18 protein-coding genes are annotated in these 22,173 nt (G+C 44.3%); all 18 read right to left on the reverse strand.

Annotation, left to right across the window (positions count from 1 at the left end):
• Positions 1-2: 2 nt before the first annotated feature.
• Positions 3-671, reverse strand: coding sequence for a response regulator (locus tag AAHF22_RS05455; protein ID WP_347323950.1), 669 nt, complete (start codon positions 669-671; stop codon positions 3-5).
• 9 nt (positions 672-680) lie between these two features.
• The gene (locus AAHF22_RS05460) at positions 681-1,856 is read right to left on the reverse strand and encodes a sensor histidine kinase (RefSeq protein ID WP_347323951.1); all 1,176 of its coding nucleotides are present in this window, start codon (positions 1,854-1,856) and stop codon (positions 681-683) included.
• A 1,040-nt stretch (positions 1,857-2,896) separates the two neighbouring features.
• Positions 2,897-3,706 carry a type III-B CRISPR module RAMP protein Cmr6 gene (cmr6, locus tag AAHF22_RS05465; RefSeq protein WP_347323952.1) on the reverse strand — a complete coding sequence of 270 codons (810 nt, stop codon included), beginning with the start codon at positions 3,704-3,706 and terminating at the stop codon, positions 2,897-2,899.
• Positions 3,703-4,134 (reverse strand): type III-B CRISPR module-associated protein Cmr5, encoded by a 432-nt coding sequence (gene cmr5 / locus AAHF22_RS05470; RefSeq protein ID WP_347323953.1) that lies wholly within the window; start codon positions 4,132-4,134, stop codon positions 3,703-3,705. Before cmr5 ends, cmr6 begins: the two co-directional genes overlap by 4 nt.
• Complete coding sequence (cmr4, locus tag AAHF22_RS05475) at positions 4,134-5,051, reverse strand: type III-B CRISPR module RAMP protein Cmr4 (protein WP_347323954.1); 918 nt, start codon at positions 5,049-5,051, stop codon at positions 4,134-4,136. The genes cmr5 and cmr4 overlap by 1 nt, the downstream gene beginning before the upstream one ends.
• Positions 5,052-5,106: 55 nt before the next feature.
• Complete coding sequence (cmr3, locus tag AAHF22_RS05480) at positions 5,107-6,456, reverse strand: type III-B CRISPR module-associated protein Cmr3 (RefSeq protein ID WP_347323955.1); 1,350 nt, start codon at positions 6,454-6,456, stop codon at positions 5,107-5,109.
• Positions 6,425-8,236 (reverse strand): type III-B CRISPR-associated protein Cas10/Cmr2, encoded by a 1,812-nt coding sequence (gene cas10, locus AAHF22_RS05485; RefSeq protein WP_347323956.1) that lies wholly within the window; start codon positions 8,234-8,236, stop codon positions 6,425-6,427. Before cas10 ends, cmr3 begins: the two co-directional genes overlap by 32 nt.
• A complete protein-coding gene (gene cmr1, locus AAHF22_RS05490) occupies positions 8,233-9,642 on the reverse strand; it encodes a type III-B CRISPR module RAMP protein Cmr1 (protein ID WP_347323957.1) in 1,410 nt (469 codons plus the stop codon). Before cmr1 ends, cas10 begins: the two co-directional genes overlap by 4 nt.
• Before the next feature lie 31 nt (positions 9,643-9,673).
• The gene (locus AAHF22_RS05495; protein WP_347323958.1) at positions 9,674-10,621 is read right to left on the reverse strand and encodes a DUF6602 domain-containing protein; all 948 of its coding nucleotides are present in this window, start codon (positions 10,619-10,621) and stop codon (positions 9,674-9,676) included.
• Between the two features lie 391 nt (positions 10,622-11,012).
• Entirely contained in the window at positions 11,013-11,735 is a 723-nt protein-coding gene (locus AAHF22_RS05500; RefSeq protein ID WP_347323959.1) for an MBL fold metallo-hydrolase, read from the reverse strand.
• A 17-nt stretch (positions 11,736-11,752) separates the two neighbouring features.
• Positions 11,753-12,682 (reverse strand): GTP cyclohydrolase FolE2, encoded by a 930-nt coding sequence (gene folE2 / locus AAHF22_RS05505; RefSeq protein WP_347323960.1) that lies wholly within the window; start codon positions 12,680-12,682, stop codon positions 11,753-11,755.
• Between the two features lie 171 nt (positions 12,683-12,853).
• Entirely contained in the window at positions 12,854-14,086 is a 1,233-nt protein-coding gene (locus AAHF22_RS05510; RefSeq protein WP_347323961.1) for a CobW family GTP-binding protein, read from the reverse strand.
• Between the two features lie 53 nt (positions 14,087-14,139).
• Entirely contained in the window at positions 14,140-14,532 is a 393-nt protein-coding gene (locus AAHF22_RS05515; RefSeq protein ID WP_347323962.1) for a DUF3024 domain-containing protein, read from the reverse strand.
• Between the two features lie 114 nt (positions 14,533-14,646).
• Positions 14,647-16,326 (reverse strand): nucleoside recognition domain-containing protein, encoded by a 1,680-nt coding sequence (locus AAHF22_RS05520; RefSeq protein WP_347323963.1) that lies wholly within the window; start codon positions 16,324-16,326, stop codon positions 14,647-14,649.
• A complete protein-coding gene (locus tag AAHF22_RS05525; RefSeq protein WP_347323964.1) occupies positions 16,320-17,450 on the reverse strand; it encodes an NAD(P)/FAD-dependent oxidoreductase in 1,131 nt (376 codons plus the stop codon). The genes AAHF22_RS05520 and AAHF22_RS05525 overlap by 7 nt, the downstream gene beginning before the upstream one ends.
• A 580-nt stretch (positions 17,451-18,030) precedes the next feature.
• On the reverse strand, positions 18,031-18,537 hold the full coding sequence (locus AAHF22_RS05530) for a GNAT family N-acetyltransferase (RefSeq protein ID WP_347324117.1): 507 nt from the start codon (positions 18,535-18,537) through the stop codon (positions 18,031-18,033).
• Between the two features lie 438 nt (positions 18,538-18,975).
• Positions 18,976-19,941: an AEC family transporter gene (locus AAHF22_RS05535; RefSeq protein ID WP_347323965.1), complete on the reverse strand. Its 966-nt coding sequence runs from the start codon at positions 19,939-19,941 to the stop codon at positions 18,976-18,978.
• Positions 19,942-20,238: 297 nt separating this feature from the next.
• Positions 20,239-21,954, reverse strand: a complete 1,716-nt coding sequence (locus AAHF22_RS05540; RefSeq protein WP_347323966.1) for an NAD-dependent malic enzyme — start codon at positions 21,952-21,954, stop codon at positions 20,239-20,241.
• Positions 21,955-22,173 lie beyond the last annotated feature (219 nt).

Consider the following 22,173-nt stretch of genomic DNA (forward strand, 5'->3'; position numbering starts at 1 on the left):
AGTCATAAATGCACGATACCCTTTTCAATGGCAAAAGCGACCGCCTGTGATCGTGAATCTACGCCCAGCTTATTATAAATATTAGTCAGATGCGCTTTGACCGTTCGTTCGGAAATCCCCATATCAAAAGCGATATCTTTACTGCGATGTCCATGAGCAATCGCCTGCAATACAATCTTTTCCCGGTTGGAAAGCAGTACAGCGGAATAGCCCGCTGTACTTGATGGCCGAGTCGATGCAGACAATGTGGTTTTACTCCGTGCTTGAAATACAGTTTGCATAATTTCCGGTTGCAGCAATGTCTCGCCACGGATCGCTGAATCGAGCGTACGGAATAGATGTTCACGTTTGGAATCCTTTAATAAATAACCTTTCGCTCCCATCGCCAGTCCTTTGACCATCAGATCATCCTCATTGTATGTCGTCAAAATGACCACTGGAATTATGCACTGCTGCTGTTGCAGCTTCTCCATCGCTTCCAGTCCATCCATGATCGGCATATTCAAATCCATCAAAATCACATCCGGTTGTAGCTCAAGCGCTAGCTCCACAGCGATTTGACCATTCTCCGCTTCACCTATTACCTGATATTCATCACTCGTTTCCAAAATGAGCTTAAGACCTTCTCTTACGACAAAATGATCATCTACGATTAGCACTTTATATTTCATATGACCCTCCTATCTGAGCGGAATGTTAATTTCTATAATGGTGCCCTTTGGCTTATTCGGGATAATGTTAAATTGTCCATCCATAATGCGTACACGTTCGCGAATCCCCAGCAAGCCGTAATGACCGGGCTGCTTGCCAATCTGATTTAGATCAAGTCCTCGACCATCATCTGTAATACGGATCAACAGCTTCTCCTTTGCTGAACCGAGCGATAATGTCACATGCTGCGCTTCCGCATGACGAGCAATATTGGTCAGAGATTCACGCACAATATGCAGACTATGTTCTATTTGTAACGGAGAAAGCTCATAGGGAATAGAGATATCTGCCTGTACCGCAATGCCGGTAGCCGTTTGAAAACGAGTTACTTCATTTTGCAGCATATACTTAAAGTCGGTATCATTCGCCGATTCCCAGCGTAAATTATCAATAACTTCACGCGCTTCTGCCAGTGTGATCCGCGCATTATCCATAGAAGATGAGACAATCTCATAGGCGCGTTCGGTATTGCCTTTCCCTAAATGGACATGAATCGCTTCCAGCTGCATAATGATCCCAACCAGTCCCTGCGCTAACGTATCATGCAAATCACGCGCCATCCGCTGCCGTTCATTCGTCACCGTTAACTCTTCAACCTGTCGATGTGCCTTTTCCAGCTCATCCAAAAAGTTCTGCGTGCGTTCACGTGCATAATATTGCCGCAGCATCAGATTCACAATGCTAATGACGATAATATTCATAACCGTCACAAGCGATAGCGAAATCGCTACATTCGCTCCGTTATCAATCGATACGGTGTACCATAGCACAAGTACATAACCAAGCGCGAGAAAAAAGAACATTTTTACCTTATCATAATAAGCATAAAGAAATTGACCTGCCAAAAGAGGATAAAGGCCTAGCTGCGCCAGCGCGTAGCCATAATGTGAAAAGCATATAATCGACACACTCAGCAGTACTTGAACCGTAAAATAGATCCACAGCCACTTTTGCGGGATGCGATCAAAAATCCAGTTCATGCCCATAAATAGAAACAAGAGCAGCATAAGTAGCGCCGTATATAGTGGTTTCTGCTGGAGTGAGGTAGAAATAATACCGATACCGATTTGAATAATAAAGATCCATAATGTTGTGATCTTTCTGGCTTCACGGGCAATCCCCGAAAAATGATGACTGTTCTGCATAATTTCACCCTTTCACCTGTCATTCCATTATATCAGGTGTAGGCAATCGTATATTGTACCTTTGGGTATGCCCTTTAGTGAGTTGTGCTTGAAATTCCGATCCCATTTCTTTTTAACATGATCATTGAGCAGCAGCTATGATATTTAAACTCGATGAGATAACGAGTATGTTCGGACTTTAGTAAAAGAGGAAGCTACATCAAAAACAGCCGTTCCATATAGAAACGACTGTTTGGGTGATAGGTAGAAATGAGGTTGGATGGGATAGGTACTCAAGCAAGAAAGACACAAAAGTAGGCTAAACAACCAAGCAGAATCTACATCCAAATTTGTTTATAACGATAGATATAAATCGTATATAGCAAGCGGTACGAACCTTATAGCATTTTTGTGAGGGTTTAAGCTTTGCACTTCTCATTCTTTCATGTTGATGTTCTTCCACAAAATTGTTGACTATCACTTATAACAAAAGACTATGACGGAAAAACGACTACGGTTTTCTCACTTTTAATTTATACTTCTGCGTAAGGAGCGACCAAAATCTCCTACAGTGTAAGTGAATGCCATACATCTTTCAATCCACGCTCCTGCGTAAGGAGCAACTTGGATTCGATCAGGCTGCGCTCGATAATCCAAGCGTTTCAATCCACGCTCCTGCGTAAGGAGCAACATGCAAACATCAATATGATAGCAGCTAGCAATATTGTTTCAATCCACGCTCCTGCGTAAGGAGCAACTGTACCCCTAAAAAAGCCTTAATACGTAAGGGCTTCCACCCTCAAAAGTGCGAACCCCTAAAATGACCTTAGTCAATTCCATCTAATAAAGCAATATATACCTCCAAACCCTTGCACTGCAAGAGGTGCGAACCTCCCAGGGTTTTTATGAGAGCTTAGGGTTCGCACTTTTTTTATTCTTTCTCTATCAAAACTGCCCTTACTTCTAACTATGACAAAGGACCGGAACAGAAAATCTGCTGCGGTCCTTCTCACTTTCATCCACCCCTGCGTAAAGAGCTATGCCCCACCTCTACAATCAGCTTATGAACTCCTGACCATTCGTCCATATCCTGCATTCGTTTTTCCACCAATGCCTTCATGCTCTAAAGCAAATTGTACAATCGATGCAGCTAGTTCCAACCACTCCTTCGCTATAGAAACTTTCCCTTCACAGCTAAGCGCCACTTTATACGTACCCTGTGCATGAAGAAAAGGAACCGGCACTGGAGGATCATCGTCTCTTGGTGCAGCATAAGGCATTTCCTTCTTCTCTTCCTTCACTGAAATCTGATTATATTCCTGATGGTGTGGCGTTAACACATCCAATTGAATAGCGTCTTTTGCCGTTCCAGGTGTAACTAGCGCATCATGAAACTGAATAAAGCCCGCAGCTTCCGTTGTACCAAATAACGTCGCATACTCTACTCCATCCTTCGCCAGTTCAGAGTGTGCATGAAGCTGTGCTAATTGATCCGCAGCTCGAACAGCAAGCCCTTTTAACGCGGTACCTGGCAGATACGGAACACCATAGGTAGGATGCAGCGACAAATAAGTTTCCAGCACCGAAGCGGTTCCATTACCGATCACAAGCGCTGAACCAGGAGCGGTCGATACTTCAAACGTAATATGCGCCTGCAATCCAAACGCACTATTTTTATAGTACCGCTCAAAACATATTTCGTAATCTTTTGCATACAATGTATCTTTAAATTGGTCCTTATATTTCTGTATGGCGTCTTTATAAAAAGGAGCTTTACGATCCCCCTCTTTGGACGCCACACAAGAAGCAAGTTTATGTTCGCGGCTCGTGACATCATAATGCGATTTAGTAAGAGCTAAATATATATTCATATTTGCCCCTCCAAATCAGACCTATCGTTACGTTGCTCCACCTTTAAAATCGCCTCAGCGTATCGTTTAAACCATACCGAAGCATTCAGCGCATTACGCGAAAGATGTAAATAGGAGGTTTGAGAAGAAACACTAGATCGTACCTTATCATGTCTTTTTTCTAATCCAAGACCCTCCTCCCAATCCTCTATATCCAATGCTTTTCCCATATGAGCTAAATACAACTGATATGCTTTTGATTTAGCATCTTTCGATGCCGCCTTTTTTGCAAAGAAAATATATGCCAGCCGCAACCCATTCGTTAAGACTAACGATGGAAAACGATGGCATAACTGACCATATTCGTTCACCAGATCAGCATGTGATTTTTTGACTTCTTGAATGCCAATATATGCTTGTTCTGCATAGCGATGCTGAGCCGATTGCATTAGCGCTCTCCCCCCGCCCGGTAATTCACTCTACCTTTACCTACGGTCGCATTGCCACCCATTTGAATAACGGTCTGGGTTTCCAGATGGCGGAGCAGTTCGTCTTTCGCTGTGGTCTTCTCTTGTACAGGTATCCGATCACACCACATCAGTCCATAAAATAGAGCTTCTGTCGGTACATACTCTTCATACCACAGCGCACCATCTACCGTTGTTTTCGTTTCTTCATTTAAACGGATACGCGGCGTTACTTCACTGCACATCGTGACCAGATATTGAAAGACTTCATCTGAAACAACGGTACAACGTTCCACAAACAAACGCTGGGATTCGACATCTCCTGCAAAGCATTGCTGGCCCAGCCACGTAGCGAACGTATTCCATTCGGTATTCTTTTCTGCATTGCCGACAAATTCATCGATGTATACTGTATGAGAAGCTGTAGAATTTTTATCATAAAGCTTCGATTGATTTGTGATCCAAACTTGTTCGGCTTCAAAGGAACTCACATCCGGCACAGGCACATCCATATCCATCGCAGTCGCATCTCGCTTCAAACGCTCCAGGACAAGCGGACTCGTCACATAAGCAAAAATGCCATAACGACTGGCGACTGGAAAGGCCAGCAGCCGTCCATCAGAGAATACCACTGCACCGGCTAACTCGTCCTGTGCCCCTTTACCTCTACCAAAGGCTTGATCCACCCAAGAAGAGGACTGTCCCTGTGCATTCTTTCCTTCCTCCTGTGAAATGAAATGATTGCGTAGAACACCTTTTACTGTACTACCTGGAATGAATGGCCATTCGGTTACTTTCTCTCGGATAATCGGTTGATCAATAATACCGACTCCATCACCAGAGCCGATATGTAAAGGGGATAAACAGTGAAGCCAATACCAACGACTAGCATTATTCATGGACTATACTCCTTTACGTGTAAAATCGTATGTTTATTATAGGTCTAAAACTGATTTATAGTTCCGGATGCCATACACCCCAGAGTGCTAATCCACAGCCATCTTCTTGATCAAAGGCTTCACGGCGTCGATTCGTATCGGATACGGATTGGAGCCACATCGCTTTTGCTAATGCTGCCGGATTGCCTTTCACGCCTTGTGCATCTTCGATCACCTCAAAGAAATACACACTACCTACTGGAACCATACGACGAATCGCTTTTTCATGTCCTTCACCTTTATAGGGTTGTGTAGATGTCGATTGGACTGTGGCCTGATCTTTCTGATCTTTTTCCGTGGTTTTCTCCATACGCCAACCCGATACGGCTTCCCACCGCGGTACACAAGCCCAGCGTAACCGCACCCGTAGTGTCGTATTAAACAATTCCCCAAACAACTTGTTGGATTCCATGTCTTCATTCAGCCAACTTGGGAGCCAGCCTCGACGGAAATAAGCCGGTGTCGCTAACACGATCCGAAAATACGATTGATTTTCCAGTGCTTGTGCGACTTCGTCCGGGCAGTTCCATTGATCTTCATGCAGCGTATGCTCTTCCGTAAAATGTGCAAGGCGACGTTTCCCACCCATCGGATGAAGTTCAGATAATCCTCCATGCCATTGTTCTGGTTCGGGTAGCGTAATTTCAGATTGCAGGGTCAAATCTTTAGGAAGAACCAGCGATTGGGTGGTAAACAATTGTTGATCTTTGGCCCTAGAGGTGAGCAGATCACGCTCAATATGGGTTCGTTCCTCTTTTTGAAATAATGGTAAAAAAGCATGATGCTCTGACTTGAGGGTGGACTTCTTTAGCTCGTCTTGCCATGCTTTCACCTGATCAGCATATTCGTTTCGGAAGGATGCGGTAGGCTGACTTAACCATCGGTACATGTACGCTGCACTCACATGGGTTGGCTGCTTCGATGCTAGTTTGTATTCTCCGCTCTCTGCTTCCGCTACTTGAGATACAGCGACTTTCGGTAACCAGAGATTATCATAGAGTCCCATTTTACCGGTGCCGAAAAATCCGCTATCTTCACTCATCTGGGGCTGCGGTTGAACCGGTTGAATATGCAGGTGTTCTCCGTTCTCATACACTTGGGCATCTTGAGGCACGGCAAAATACATCTGATCCTTCCAGACATACACCGGACCCCGAATTTTCGTTTTCGTAAATCGCTTAAAATCGGTGAAAGCTCCTTCGGAAGCCTGCGCTCGTTTCGTTAACATAGTGCGAATGGAACCTGCGAGTACGCTAGGCGAAATGTTCTTTAATGTATGTGCACGAATACCGGGTGTCCGAGTAAAGGGGCGCCCATCGCGGATCATGATCGGATCAAGCGGTTGGACTCGAATGAATGCCTTCATGGGCTACGCGTACCTCCTCTAGCTGAATCGTTAAAATAAGTTGTTCGGTAAGTTGTTGTAACCGAAGCAGTGGATTAGGCAATACGATGGAAGAATCGCTATGTCCTGTGAAAAGATCGAGTAGTTTAGAACGGAACACTTGATGCAGCTCTTCACTAATCGATGTTGGTTTTTTCTTCACAGCCAGACGTCTAATTTCGTCATGTAATACCTCGTGCAAAACAGAATCTTGGTTTAGCCACGAAGACGACTTGGCTAACTGGCGGTAGGTGATATACAGATTCCGCAATTCATACGCCAATTGTGTCGAAAAATAGCCCTGACGGAAATCAATCAGTAAGTCGTTCAGCGTTCCAACTGGATCACCGGTAAAGGAAAGCGACATCTGTAATTGATCGCCTCCGCCACGCTTATGAACATGGATCGCTAATGAATTCCGCTGTTGTTTCGCATGTTTCTCGGCAGCCTGTGCCCACTGTCGTACCTCTTCTAACGGCTCTAACATATGTACAATGACCATACCGACAGATAGCGTAGCGGATTGTCCTGCTGTGTCAGAGGAAACGTTATCCTGAAATGCCTGGCGTAACCTTTCTGCTGCTTGAAGACAGGTATGCACAGGCACATACGCCATCACATCATCGCCGCCGCCATAGATCAGTTGCCCCTCGTAACCGCATATAATCTTCTTAGCTTCCGCTGAAAAAGCTGATAGTTTGTTGGAAAATGTAATATGTTCTTCATCATTTTGAATGGATCGAAGTATATGTCCCATACGGTCACCATCCGCGACGATAAACGCATAGTATGGTGTAGGTTCTGGAATACGTTGATAGAGTTCGCCCAACCATTGGTTAACCTGCTGCGCGCACTGTTCTTTTTCTTGCAGCGTGCCTTTTGTAGATTCATCGATATACTCTTCAACGCGACGGGCATAAAATAGACGCGCATCTAAGGGTTCCTTGAGCGTCGAACCAGCCAATAACTTCTCTCCTATGTAGGCGTTTACTTGACGCTGATAGGCATGAACAAGTTCAGAAGTGGCGGTATCCTCGGTCAAGCGTTTTTCAAAAGGAAGAAAAGCCATTTCGCACACAGAAGGAAATGTAGGTTGATCTGACAATGCTGTTTTGATTCGCTTCACAACCGATATCGCATCTAACTGCTCATTCTTCTTTATGCCTAATCGAAGGAGTTGCTGTTGTTGTTTGGCAGCTTCAGCATCATCACGTGGTTTTAACCATACTGACTCTCTACCCCCATCCAGTGTGGATTTCATTTCGCCATACAGCACACCCGGTTCATTTTGTCTGAAGTCTCGCAAGGTTTTGCGAGCCGTCATGTCGTGCTCTACTTGCGCTAGCGTCTCCGCATAGGATGAAGTGTCTACACTGTACCGTCTCCATACCGCGTAATACTCGATAAGATCGGCAACCTGTCGATCCCAGGTATTTTCCTTAATCAGGCCCTCTACTTGAGCACGGGCTTGCTTGACATGCTTCATCCAGACCCCGCTCATCGCGTGTCTGACGTTAAAGGCTATATGCTGTGGGTCTACATCGGCTCCAATAATACCCAGGATACGGTTGGGTGCACTTCCCCGGTCGGAGCCATTATCTGTAGCTAGAACAGGATAAACGACTTTGCCTCCCAGCTTTTGGAACGCCATCGCGCCTTCCCAGCTCAGTTCAGATAGCAGGTGTGAACCAAACCAGAGGTCCCTTGTACGGCGAGCCTGAGCGATAAATTCTTGAACGGGTCCGATGGAGAAAAGCATCATGATTTTCTGTTGGGATGCTGACAAAATTCTTTGACCTCCTCGCTGTTAAGAAAAGCTTCGATAACTAAAGAATAGCCATTCATAGGATTCTCCAAATAGTTAATAGTTGGATGTTCCGATACTTTTGGATAAATTTCTCTTTCCATTATTCGTACTGTTTTTAATTTTGATTCCACTTTTTTAAAATGTTGATATTGCGAATTATTTTTAATAACTGGTTCAATAAGACTTAATGTTACCTCTTCAATTTTGGGTTGATTGAGTACAATAATCACTCCAAATCCTTGCTTTGGACTGACTGCAACAGCTTTAAGAATAACAGGGGAAGAAAGTCTACTTTTATCTTTAGGCACTAATTGTGTATCATAAGGCTCACCCTCGTCTGAGAAAAAAATACGTGGTGGAAGATCAGACTCTTGTCTAAAATGTGTGATGATCGGCATACCAAATTGGACTCTTGGAAAAGCCACCAGGTCTTTACTTTTACTTTTTGGATATGGATGCTTATGATCTTTTTCTTTCATACCTGTGAGCTTACGAAGCACATCAGGCTCAACCCATGCTGATCTACCTTGCGGATTATCAGATGAGACTTTTTTTTGCCGAAATCTCCGGTATACTTCAATGGTGTCTCTCCATATTCCGTTCCCTCTAGTATTCGATATCTCTTTTGTATATGAAGTTGATTTAAATTTCAGGCTTAACGTTGGCCATTCCTTTTCAGGATCAGTGTCGTGCAAGGGACAATGGAGTTCGTCCAATTCCTTTTTAAACCACGCTACTAATAAGTCTTCTGAATTTATAGTAGCATCAGGAGAAAATGAACTACAATATAAGCTGCCACAACCTCTTCTCGTTCTTGAACCTATCCCACCAAAATTAATCCATGCCCATAGCGCTGCATTGATATCATTTTGTAATTCTTTATAAAGGTCTTGCTCTTTCTGATCTCGTCTTAACACTACAAATTGAAGACATAACATAAAAGAGTTGTTTTCCAAATAAGAAATGGTTTGACCTTTTTTCTGTTGAAATAAATAGGCTGGATATGGCGGTCTCGTTCCCTTTTGCGATGTATATGATTTGGGTATACGATTCGTGACATTTTCCACCCATATTTTAATTGGGCTAGGATGTTCCGTATCTCCAAAAATCTCGATCTCTCGTTTACGAAGATCATAGGCATTTTGAAATGCAGCTCCGCGAGTTGCACGCCACCAAAACCGAAGTTGACCACGAATCGTACTAGAACGTATTGGATTTTTAGTATCAATTATTCCTGCTTGAACACCCCCACCAAACATAGGCGTCACGACATGAACTTTATACTTCGATACAGGATATACCGTTTTCGTTGTTGTGGGAAGTGATTTACTTTCCTGCGGTAACGAAGGTAATTTTCGCAAGGATGTCATTCTCCTTTCGTCTATTATGAGCTTAGTTCAATGACGTGGTTGGTGAAGCAACTTCCTGAAATGCTTTAGCATATGCAAAATGAGGGAACAACATAGGATTATTAATCAGCATCAGCAATTGATTGAGCTGAAAGTTAAGCGTCAGCAGCGGATTATTCGGTATTCTAAGATCAGCAAGCGTATTGTCTAAAGCGACTTTATCCTTATCAAACTTCAACTCTGGATGACTCTCAGTCATCCCTTCAAATAATGCAGGATTAGTGGGATGCAATTTCAAAATTTCTTCGCCTTCTTGTTGAAGAGGCAATCCATTTAACGTGTCTCCCCACCAACCTAATTTCTTCTTTTCGTTAGGTACAACAACCTCAAACAACATATCTTCCTTCGGCTGTTTAAGGATGACAAAATCAAATCTACCCTGAAGCTTCGTGATATGAGTTTGGATCGTTGTATCTTTGACTTTAGTCAAGTTAGTAGCCAGGATACGAATCGGCCGTGATTTTTTCTGCGTGGGATTTGTAAAGCCTACAGAATACCCTGATAGGGTTCGAGCAATGCCAGATGCTTTAGGTTCTAATCGTGCAATACTGTCCGCCCAAGTGATTAAGGCTTCTTCATCCACGTCAGTGCTTTTACATTCAATCGCTACGACAACAGCTTCAATCGGGATGAATTTAAGCGTGTTATATTGAAATACATACGGCGTGTACTGATCATCATAGATCGCAATATCGACTTCACGAGACACCCTTTTTTCGGAATCAATAATCAGGACGCCTTGTGCAATAGAATATTTAAGTGGAATAATACTCCGAAAAAACTTGATCCACATTTCCTCTCGGTAATCGCCAGTTAATCCACCATGCACAGCAGCAATATTAATTTCTTCGACCATCGTTTTGTTTAAGTACCGATAGTTCTTTTCAATTTGCTCAAATACTTTTTTATCCTCATTCGAAGAATTAGCCATCATCTGATTCCTTTCTACTATACAATGTATAAAAGTAATAAATATACATAGTAAATTATAACTACCATTTTTACTTATTATAGTAAAAAGAACCTGAATAGTCACGTTATATTTAAATTTTTGCTCTCTAGTTTGTTTAGCATCATTCTATGTACCTATAAAATAAAAACAGACCTTCTATAACAAGGTCTGTTTTTTCAAAATTTTATAACCTATAACTATGACTATGACTTCACTGCTTTTTTCTGCGCAAGAAATGACAAGGATTATGAAGTGATACTATACAAATACACAGTTCTTTCAAAATACACTCCTGCATAACGAGCGACCTTATCTAACAAAACGAAACTACAATCATCCATTCATGTATTCAAGTCATTCTAACTGCCAGCTATGATCCCTTTTCCAGCCTACGCTCCACCGACGATTGCGCTAACAACCGCCGTAAACGAGCCTTTGCATCATAACATACCCCGCCATGATAACAGATCAACGTATCAAAATCATAGTGTAACAATTGCTCTAATGACTGCATAGCCGCAGGCACATCCTCTGTCAGTTCGACAGGCGGCAGCACCAGCTCATCATCGATATAAAAGACAATATCTCCTGCGATTACAGCTCGTTCCTGTGGTAATAACAGGCACACATGTCCGGCGGTATGACCGGGCGTATGAATAACCTCTATTCCGCCTGCGATATTGAACTGTTGGCCATGTGTGAGATAACGATCAATTCTACCACTCGGTAGCTGAGTCAGCTCGGATTGCCACGGTACGACGTTTTCTTTTAACAATGGACGCTCTCCGCGGATGTACGGAGCATCTCCTTCATGCGCATAAAACGTCGCATAACGATTAACCGTATCCAATTCCGGTAAGCAGCCGATATGATCAAGATCCTGATGGGTGAGTAGCACAGCATCGAGCATTTCTGGTGAAATGCCTGCTGCGTGCAGTTCTTGACTAAGCTGCTCATACTGTCCCGGTAATCCTGCGTCGATCAACATCGTATAACCTTTCTCTGCTAAAAGTAATGGATGAATAACACGATCTTTACCCATGAATTCCATATCCAGCTCTAGCATCGTTACATTCGCATTGATTCTTTTCATCTGTTGTCCCACACTCCTTATTCCATACTATAGGCTGATGTTCTGGAATAGGTGATGCTCCCTACAGCATCATGCTGATGAATCGACTCCTCATTTCGACACTGGATCTGAAAGCTAGAAATCCACTCGATCTCGTATAGATCGGCAGCACTCAGACGTAGCATATCTTCTACAAAGCGCGCATTTTCATAAGCTTGCTCCGTAATATGCTTTTCATCCGGACGCTTTAGCACGGGATAGGGAATGCTGCTTGCATTACTTTCTGCTACCTCAAGCAAGCGCTCCTTCCAATCATCTGGAAGCAAGCCATTGGCAGGTATGATCTCTATCGTTAACCGTCCACGCTGATTATGTGCACTATATTCACTAATATCACGGGAGCATGGGCACAATGTGGTAATCTGCACTTCAAGCGTCGCTTTAACGTGGAGGGCGGATGCCATCGTATGATTTAATTCTAATCTGGCTATGGCATGGTTAAGTCCAAGCCGACCGCTGCGTGGTGCCTGTCGTTCATAATACCAGTCGTACTCCACTTCCAGCTCTGCCTGTTTTTGTTGCATATGCCGCGCCAGATTCTGCGTCAATGTGGTCAGATCGTCTAATCGATCGCTTAATCCATTCTGCCGTGCCAGCTCCAGTTGCTCCGTAAGCCTGCTCATATTAATGCCACGTGATTGCTGAGACAATGAAGTCGTCAGACGAAAACGGGCTGAGGTTGTCATCGTAGATGGAAGCAGCGTCGAATGGACGATTAGGGGATAACGAAGATTCCCGATTCCAACTTGATCAAGCGCAAATAGAAAATCATGCTGTACATTTTGCAAATCATGCATCCCTTCCGCTTCTACTGGCTTCTCTCCAGATACAGACGGTATCGAACCAAACAGCTTTAATCTTGCTGCTTTGTTTGGCCATAGGGATGCGTGCTGTTGATTTTGCTGCATAGGGGTAGAACTCCTTTGAGTATAAGTTGAAATGATGGCATTATCTATTCATATCAGACTGCATCTCATCCGTTGCCTTTGCATAAAATAAAGCTTTAGCAAGAGATGAAATTGGATGCGGGTGACCTTCTAAGCTAATTATTGTAGTTCTATTGATGGCTATACACCAGGTTACAATGCTGACTCTGTCGATTCTGCGATACAGTCAGCAAATCGTTGCTGAAACCATACTTCGTCCAGATTTTTGCCGATAATGACGATCCGAGTCAGGCGTAGTTCATCATCGCGCCAGTTGCGATCGGTATTGATACCAAGCATCATATGCACACCCTGAAATACGACACGGCGATCCACTTGATCCACGTGAATAATGCCTTTGTATCGATACGTATCCTCCGCATGATTGATCAGCCATTCATCCATAAATTGATTGATCTTTTGTAAATGCATCGGACGTTCGTCCTGCAACACGATCGATCGCACATGGTCTTCATGATGGTGATGGTGATGGTGGGCATGTAGCAAGTTTGGACGAATGTCCAGCTTATGACTCAGGTCAAATGCATTCACATCCAGTACATAACGAATATCCAGTGTCGATTGACAGGTGTGATAGATCGGCGCGGATACGTTCATATGACGCAACCGTGCTTCGAGCGCCGTCAATTGCTCCATGTTAACCAGATCGGATTTGTTCAATAACAGAATATCGGCAAAAGCAATCTGCGCCTGCGCTTCAGGGCCTTGATGGAGATGCAGATGAGCATGACAGGCATCCACAAGCGTAATGACTGCATCCATTTTAAAAAATTGAGCAAGTAGATCTTCTGCCAGAAACGTCTGAATGACCGGTCCCGGATCAGCCAGTCCGGTCGTCTCAATAACAATCCGATCAAAATGGTACGCTCGCTCATTCATGCCAAACTTGCGATCCAATAGCTGTAATGCAATCTTCACCAGATCACCGCGTACCGTACAGCAGATGCACCCATTATTCATCTCGATAATTTCGTCTTCGGCGCCTATGATCAATTCATGATCAATACCGACCTCGCCAAACTCATTGACGATGACCGCGATCTTTTGCCCGTGGTCTGAGGTTAATAGATGATTAAGCAATGTAGTCTTACCTGCTCCTAAAAATCCGGTGACGATCGTTACGGGAATACGCGGATCATCGATTTCATCCGCATTGCGGCTTCCCATCATTGATTGATCGACTTCATGTTCGATCCATTGGTCTATATCGTGTTCTATCAGTTGATCTACATCGTGTTCGTTCGCTTGCTGTTTTCGTTCATTTCGCTCCATAGCGAGATCGTCATCATTGCATCCCATTGCGAAACGGCTATCATTACATTCCGATATCCACTCGGTTGAATCGTCGTTACATCGATTGTTCATTCTTCTACCTCCTTTGACCAATGAATATGCAGTACGCCAGCATTACCATCATGCTATACGTAATCTTCCTGCTCATTATGCGCCTGCCAATCCGGCCAGAACAACTCAAGCGGGTCTTCTTCCACATATTGCAGCTGTCGCTCGAAATCATGCTGTCCGCCAGCTTCGCTCACGGCATTCCATTGCGGCGGTTCCTGAGCAGATAGCTTGTTTTGACGTGCATACACATGCCAGCAACCATCTGATTGGCAACGCAGACAGGCGAATGCCGTTCGTTCCCAGCCGCGTAACGACTCTGATGGCCGAAGCTCGGATAAGACCAGTCCATCTGGCTCTAATTCATACGCCAGCTGTACCGATGTTCGCATCGAAGCAGGCACTTTGGCATCAATATAGCCGTCCATAATCTGCCTGATCCGGCGAATAGTAAATAGGTCTAATATCATGGGAATTCCTCCTATCGATTTGCTATTCTTATATATTTGCTGTATCACTGGCACTGCATCACTGTCGCTTTATCGTTGCTGCTGTATTGTTGCTGCTTCATCGTTAAATCTGTATCATTTCCACAATACGACTATTACCGCAATCATCCATGCACTCACGAGCGAAGTTAACAATTGCCGACCGGCAAGCTTGAGAGCGAATCCAGTACCTAGCTCTTTGGAGATCGTCCATAACGTGACCAGGCATGCAGTCAACGTAGAAGCAAGATAGACGAGTACGAGCAATTGCCCACCGCTGAGCTGCAATAACCACTCTCCACCACCCTGATTCAGCACTAACAAGCCATCTTTACGCAGCACTGAAAATAAAATGCCGGCAGCCGCCTGCTGGGGTAATCCGAACAAGGACAACAACGGTGCAAGTCTATGCGTCAATCGATCTAATAAACCGCTCCATTGCAGTACACTCGCCACCACACAGATGAAGAGGAAAATAGGCATCGCTTGTGTTAAAAACTGCTTTAGTACAGCCCGAAGCCGCCAGCTCACAGCACGCATAGATGGCCATTGTAAAAAGGTACGACCAGCTGTAATTGACTGCAAGCTGGAGGAAGATTGCTTGTTCCATATGCGCGTATGCAGCGCACCTGCTAGCACGAGGATAAGCAAGTATGGCAGAAATAACCACGGTCGCCCACCAGAACTGAAGATCGATAGACTGGCACCGATCTGATAGCTGCATGCAGAGCCAAAAGCAATAAGCGATACACATGAACGCCGTGTACAACGGCTACAAGTACGACTTTGAAATACAGCAACGACATTGCAGCCAAAGCCACTGAGTACCGGAATAAGATCCCGTCCATTTAGACCGATACGTCTCATCCACCCATCCAGAGAATCAGTAATACGATCTTTCAATCCGCTTTCTTCGGTCAGCGCTACACTGAATCCAATGAATAGTACAACCGGAAATGCCCAGATAAACGAGTAGCTGCCAAGACTGAGCACACCATAATCGCCCATCACCATCATGTCCAGCCACGCTGGAAGTTGCGAGCTAAGCTGACGCAGCGGATCAAGCAACCAGCGGTCGGCCACAGGTTGTAGCCAGCCGGAAAATACGTAAGCGATATACACCGGTACCGCGAATAGCAGCAATAGCGCAATGACCGATACGAGCCTTCCCCATATCGTATGCTCAAACCAGGTGAGCGGTGCATCTTTGATTTCTACTATAGGTAGCTCTGTGAGCACCGGCTTTCGTTTCATCGGGCGCGCCATATCAATCGCTTGTACAAGTGTATGTTGAGTCGCTAAATCGAGTTGCCGCGAATCAACTGCCAGTACGGAAATGCCTAATGCTTTTCGGAAGTGATGGCTATAAATCTCTGCAAGCGCACCAGCCCGATCTGCAAAGGTAAGTAACAGAACGACATTTTTACCGATCAAATCAAGCAACTGCAATAGTAACGGTAGTTCGCGAGCAGCATGAGTAGCACGAACGACCAGCAGCACAGTGTCACTTTGACCGAGCATACCCAATGCTAATTCTGTCGTCAGACTATCATCATGCATACGAATGCCCGGTGTATCGACCAGTTCTATGTTTGCTTGAGATGACGGTATCGTTAATCCGGCACGCCGCACCGTAACCGTTGAGCCACGAAAATTCGACTCTGTACCGGTATCCATCCCGCTCAAGCTGCGAAATAACGCCGACTTGCCCGTCGATTCCAGACCAATGAGCACGACAGCGCGCGGCGTAGCTGAATGTTGTTGTTCGTTTAACATGTACAGTTCTCCTGACAGCAGGACAGATCATCCAGAAACATACCTTCACCGCGATAATGTTCCAACCGTGACACATCATAACCGAGTAATGTACCGATCCGATGAGCGATCACGGCAAAGCGCTGCCGGAATTTATAAATGAAGCAAAACATTAATTGATCATGCATCACACTCGGCCCGCTGACGAATAAGCCGGGGGCAAGTAAAGATTCATCGGCTGGTCCAAGCCTAATTGCTCCATTCCCACTGCGCTGAATCAGATGCTCAATCAGACGCAGGCTGCCGGTAAAGCCAGTAGCCATAATCGGTGCCGCTTCACTATGAATGACATGTTGCTTACCATGATCATCTTCACAATAGATGAGATAGCCACCCTGCGCTTGTGGCTCAATCCACTGCACTTCACAGCCGCCGATAAACGAAATCCGTCCATGCTGAATCTCATGACGCAGACGATCTTTCGTATACGGACTTAGCTCCATACTGGGATCACTGCTGCCTTTATCCAGCATGCGTGAACGCCGATCCAGCATCGTTACATTCTTCCCCAACCGGCTCAGGTGAATAGCGGCATCTGTTCCACTCTCATATCCACCAATAACGACAAACTGCTCTCCTTCCAGTGCTGCCCAGCTTGCGATCTGGCTATTATGGATAGCATATTCACTGCCAGGAATAACATCCAGACGTGGATATTGAAACTCACCTGCCGCCCATATTACAAATCGTGTATACCATTCTCCTGTACTGGTGCTGACACAAAATCCGTCTGCTTCCTGCCGTACTGCGGTTACGTCTATACCACAATATACAGGCAACTGGTGATAATCGCTTACTGCTTGCAAATATTTGGCGTATTCTTTACCTGTAGGATGCTCTGTACTTAATGTGTATGCAGGCGATGTGTTCAAAGCAACAGCATTCAGATCAAGCATGCCATACGCATTACTTGTAAATGAAGGCGTAATCAAGCGCATCTCCTCCGGCCACATACCAAAAGATGCACCTACCGCATGTCGCTCCAAAATGGCATAATTGTGTAATCCAAGCTCTTTCAGTACGGTTCCTATGCCAATGCCCGCAGCGCCTGCACCGATAATTAGACAGTCCCATCTTTTTAGCATGTGATTCCTTCACCTCTTCCAAACGATCGTTCTTATGATGATGGATATATTGATTAGATAGCTGATAAAAGCTCACTATTTTTTTAGAGCATTCGGATATGAATTTAACTTCGATATGAATCTAACTTCGGATGCGAATAGATCATGATTTCAGTTAAACGGCGAGAGAGAAAGCTAGTGATTGATTTGTTCTATGCTAGTTGGTGTGAAACTTCAGCTGATCTTATAACTAATCCTCTATCTATTAATCGTAATTATTACGATTAATAATCAATATAGTCGTATGCTCTATGTTTGTCAACACGTCCACTTATCGTCGGATGGTTCGATCGCCAATGGTATGTTAGATCATAAGGACGATGTATTACAGAGCTACTGGTTACTGGTTGCTGGTTGCTGATATCCAATTATGTTGTAAAATAAATCTTCTATATAAAAAATAAAAAAGCCTCCCTGCTGTTCATGCAATACGGAGGCTCTCATATATTCGCTTTCATATGTTTACTCTCATATGTTTGCTTGCATATACTTGCTCGCATATAGCTAACAATAGGCAACCACCTATCACGTATTCCTCTATCTATTCGTTCACTCTACCATTCTCTTCAACCAAAAAGCGGTAAAACTTCTTATCCACCTGCATCACAGGAAAGCTCGCTGGTAACTCCTGCTGATCCACCTCGACGAATCCATTTTTTTCATAAAATCGATGTGCTGCCTTAAACTGTGGAGTCGTCCCAAGATAAATATCTGTCATCCCCTGCTGCCGTGCCCATATGATCGCTTGCTCTAGCAGTTGATGAGACACGCCCCATGTTTTGCCACGATATTCATGATGTACAAACATTTTGCGTAAAGCCACTTGCCGGTTACCGATATCGAGCAATGCAATCGTACCCACTACGCGTTCTTCGACACAAGCAAGCCAGAAATTACCGCTTCCGTGCTGGTAAAAGCCAGCAATATCCTGTAAATCCGGCTGCTGTTCTCTGGTGATCGGAATGCCATACTCTTCCTGTTGAATGTGCACGATCATGTCTGCAATACGCGCTTGCCATATTGCAGCTGCTTCTGTTGGAAATGGCATAATATAGACAGTATTTTCCAATATAAAGCACGCTCCTCTTCTATTTATTAGGTTGGAAAATAGGTAACACTCATATCATAGCTTTGTATGCTATAACAATCGCTATCCATCTCCCCAGCTACCAATAATGATATGTAATCTGTCCGCTACCCAAACTATTAAAACTGTTCCAACTATGCAAACGATGCAAACCATACGAACGATGCAAAAAAGGCCGCTACTCGCTATCGTATGTAAACGATCCGTTGCAGCAGCCTTTCTATTATATTGACATGTATGCACATGGAGGACAAGTGGAAACCGCTAGTATTGTTTCAATGCAAGTGCGTTACCTGTAAGATCCATCGAGCTATAGAGCAACGGATACTTGCAATTCATGTAGTTCAAATTCAAAGCATCAGGTAACAATACATCGTCTAATGTCCAATCTAAACGTCATCAGAGCAATAATGAAATTAAAATAGGCAGTGAAATCAGTGATAAGATCGAGCTAAGTACGAATGAAGAGGCAGTTTCGACCTCCAACGTTTCAAACCGTGTAGCGATCATTGCAGCTACAGCAGAGCCTGGGAAGGATACGAGCAATACCGCCATCGTTACATCATCTGTGGACAATCCTAGCATAACGGCAAAAGCAAGCGTCAGCAGTGGCAAACCGATCACTTTAAGCAACGAGATACCGATCGCACTTCCACTCAGTTTGATACGATTCAGACCGATCGTAACCCCGATGGCAAACAGTGCTGCACCGGACGTAATATCACCGATTTGATCCAGCGAATCTTGTAACAACTGTGGCGCATGGAAACCGAGTAGCGCCAGCACGACACCGATCAATGGAACACAGGCAAGCGGTTCGCGCAAACCGTGCAAAATGGAATGGATGGTGAGCTTGAATAGATTCTCATGCTTTCCATCTTCCTGATTGTTAGCCTGCGTCTTTTTACCAACCGAGCTAACGATTGTTGCAATTGGATCAAGCAGCGCATTGACGACAATACCGGTAATGGCAATCGGAATAGCGACCTCTGCCGCTCCAAATAGACTTCCGAGCACCGGTATTCCCATAAAAGCAAAAGACGGCTGTGTTGAATTTAGGGAGAAGATGGATGACGTATTCAAATCCATCCGAAATACTAAACGCATAATCAGCAGCATAATGACATAAAAGCCAATAATACCCAGAAACATCGTCATAAAAAAAGGCCATTTCTCGATCAGCGTTTGCTTGCTGGTCGTGGTAATGCCAATAAAGAGATGCGCTGGAAGCGCGAATTTGGTAACGAGTGTGTTCAAACCTTTTGACGAAGCTGGACTAAATACTTTAAAATGTCCACCCAAAAATCCGAGAATAATGACAAAGAAAATCGGAATTAAAATTACAAAAATATGACCAACTGACATGGTGCAGGACCTCCATCTTTATGTTGCGCAAAACGACGTGCAGGCATGACCCGAAAAGGGCGGCTGCTCATCGGGATGGATAAGCAGCCTGTTGATGTAAGCCGTATGCATAGTTACAATCGAAACGTGTTTCTTCTATATAAAGATAGATTGCATGATCCGGCGAATCTATCCATTACTTTATCAGGTGTTGTTCTCTTTTTTCCTTTATAGATATATCAATTATAGATATACTTATCATCAATCGTAATCGTAGGACGATCTACAAACATAATGCTAACGCTTCTATTCGTTTATTTAGCCGACTTGAGTCAATTGTTCTGGCTTGATTTCACGATAGACGGGATGCCACATCGCATTGCGCACTGCATCCTCTACATCTTCCGGTGCATAACGTGCTACACCATCTGTTACTGCTGCATTGGCAACAGCTACAGCTACGGCAAACGATACCGATTGCAGATCACGAACATGTGGCAGTAACGATGCTCCCGGCGCAGACGAATCAACTGCATGCGCAACGGCATCCGCAGCGGCGGTAAACATGCCTTTTGTAAACATTTTCGCCTTCGTTACAATCGCTCCCAATCCCAATCCAGGGAATACGAATGCGTTGTTGGATTGACCAATCTCATATGTTACACCGTTATAGTCAACCGGTTCAAATGGACTACCCGTAGCGATTAATGCTTTACCATCGGTCCATTTCAGCAGATCGGCAGGTGTAGCTTCAGCCAGTGGTGTTGGGTTAGACATTGGCATAATGATTGGACGCTCCACATGCTTCGCCATTTCTTTTACAACTTCTTCACTAAATGCACCTGTCACGCCGGATGTACCGAGTAGGATCGTTGGTTTAACCTGTTTGATCACTTCCAGCAGACTGATCTTGCCATCTGCATCGGTAGCAAAATCACGTACTTCTGCTGCGGGACGTACATACGGTTGTTGGAAACCCAGTACACCTTCGGTTTCATCAGTCAACAGACCACGATAGTCATACGCCCAGAAACGACGTTCTGCTTCTTCCTGTGTCAAACCATCGGTCATCATCGCATCACGAATCTGATCCGCGTTACCGATACCGGCAGCACCTGGTCCAAATACAAGTACACGATGATCGCGCAGCGGCGTACCACTCACCTGTACACCAGACATAACGGCTGCCAGTGTCACTGCACCTGTACCTTGAATATCATCATTGAATGTGAGCATATGCTCGCCATATTTATTAATGATATTGCGTGCATTCACATTACCGAAATCTTCCCAGTGCAACAGTGCATTCGGGAATAATTTCAATGCCGTTTGTACATAACGATCGATAAATTGTTCATAACGTTCACCGCGAATCCGTTCATGGCGGTTACCGACATACATCGGATCGTTCAGCAATTTTTCATTGTTTGTGCCCGCATCCAGTACGACCGGCAATACCCGACCTGGATTAATACCCGCTGCTGCTGTATATACAGCCAGCTTACCGATCGCGATATTAATGCCCCCTACACCCCAGTCTCCGATCCCGAGGATACTTTCAGAGTCGGTGGCTACGATCAGATCGATATCGCCAGGATGGATTCCACTGTTGCGGAACGCTTCTTCGATTCCGTCCATGTTGTCAATCGAGAGATAGACGCCGCCAGGTTTATGGTAATGCTGACTATATTCTTGAATCGACTGCCCCACTGTCGGTGTATATACGATAGGTAACATCTCACTTAGATGCTCGCTCAGCAAGCGATAATAGAGTACAACATTCCGATTGGACAGGTCTTCAAGCATAATATTTTTACGCAGATTACTCGACTCATTTTGGAATTGCTCATACGCACGTTTTGCTTGTTCTTCGATTGTCAGAATAGTCGGTGGCAGAATGCCGTTCAAATGAAGTTCCTTGCGTTCTGCTTCTGAAAAGGCAACCCCTTTGTTCAAAATCGGATTAGCAAGTACATCTTTACCACGTAATACCGTTCTTAACGATCCGTCATTATCCAGATAAAAAGCATTCATTGTTAACAGCCTTCTTTCTTACTTTTTTGAATATTCAATTACTTTTCGTAAACAACTATTAATCACATTACTTATAATAGTCTCATTTTGACATATTGTAAAGGAGGAATTTGAACAATTTCTATCAATTTTCGATTTATCATTGACAAAAACTATTATTAATTTGAAAATTCATTATTTTTATTTCATGTTTGCGCAAATTTTTATTTTAGTAAAATC

The sequence above is a fragment of the Paenibacillus wenxiniae genome, assembly GCF_039822605.1.
GTDB lineage: Bacteria > Bacillota > Bacilli > Paenibacillales > Paenibacillaceae > Saccharibacillus > Saccharibacillus wenxiniae.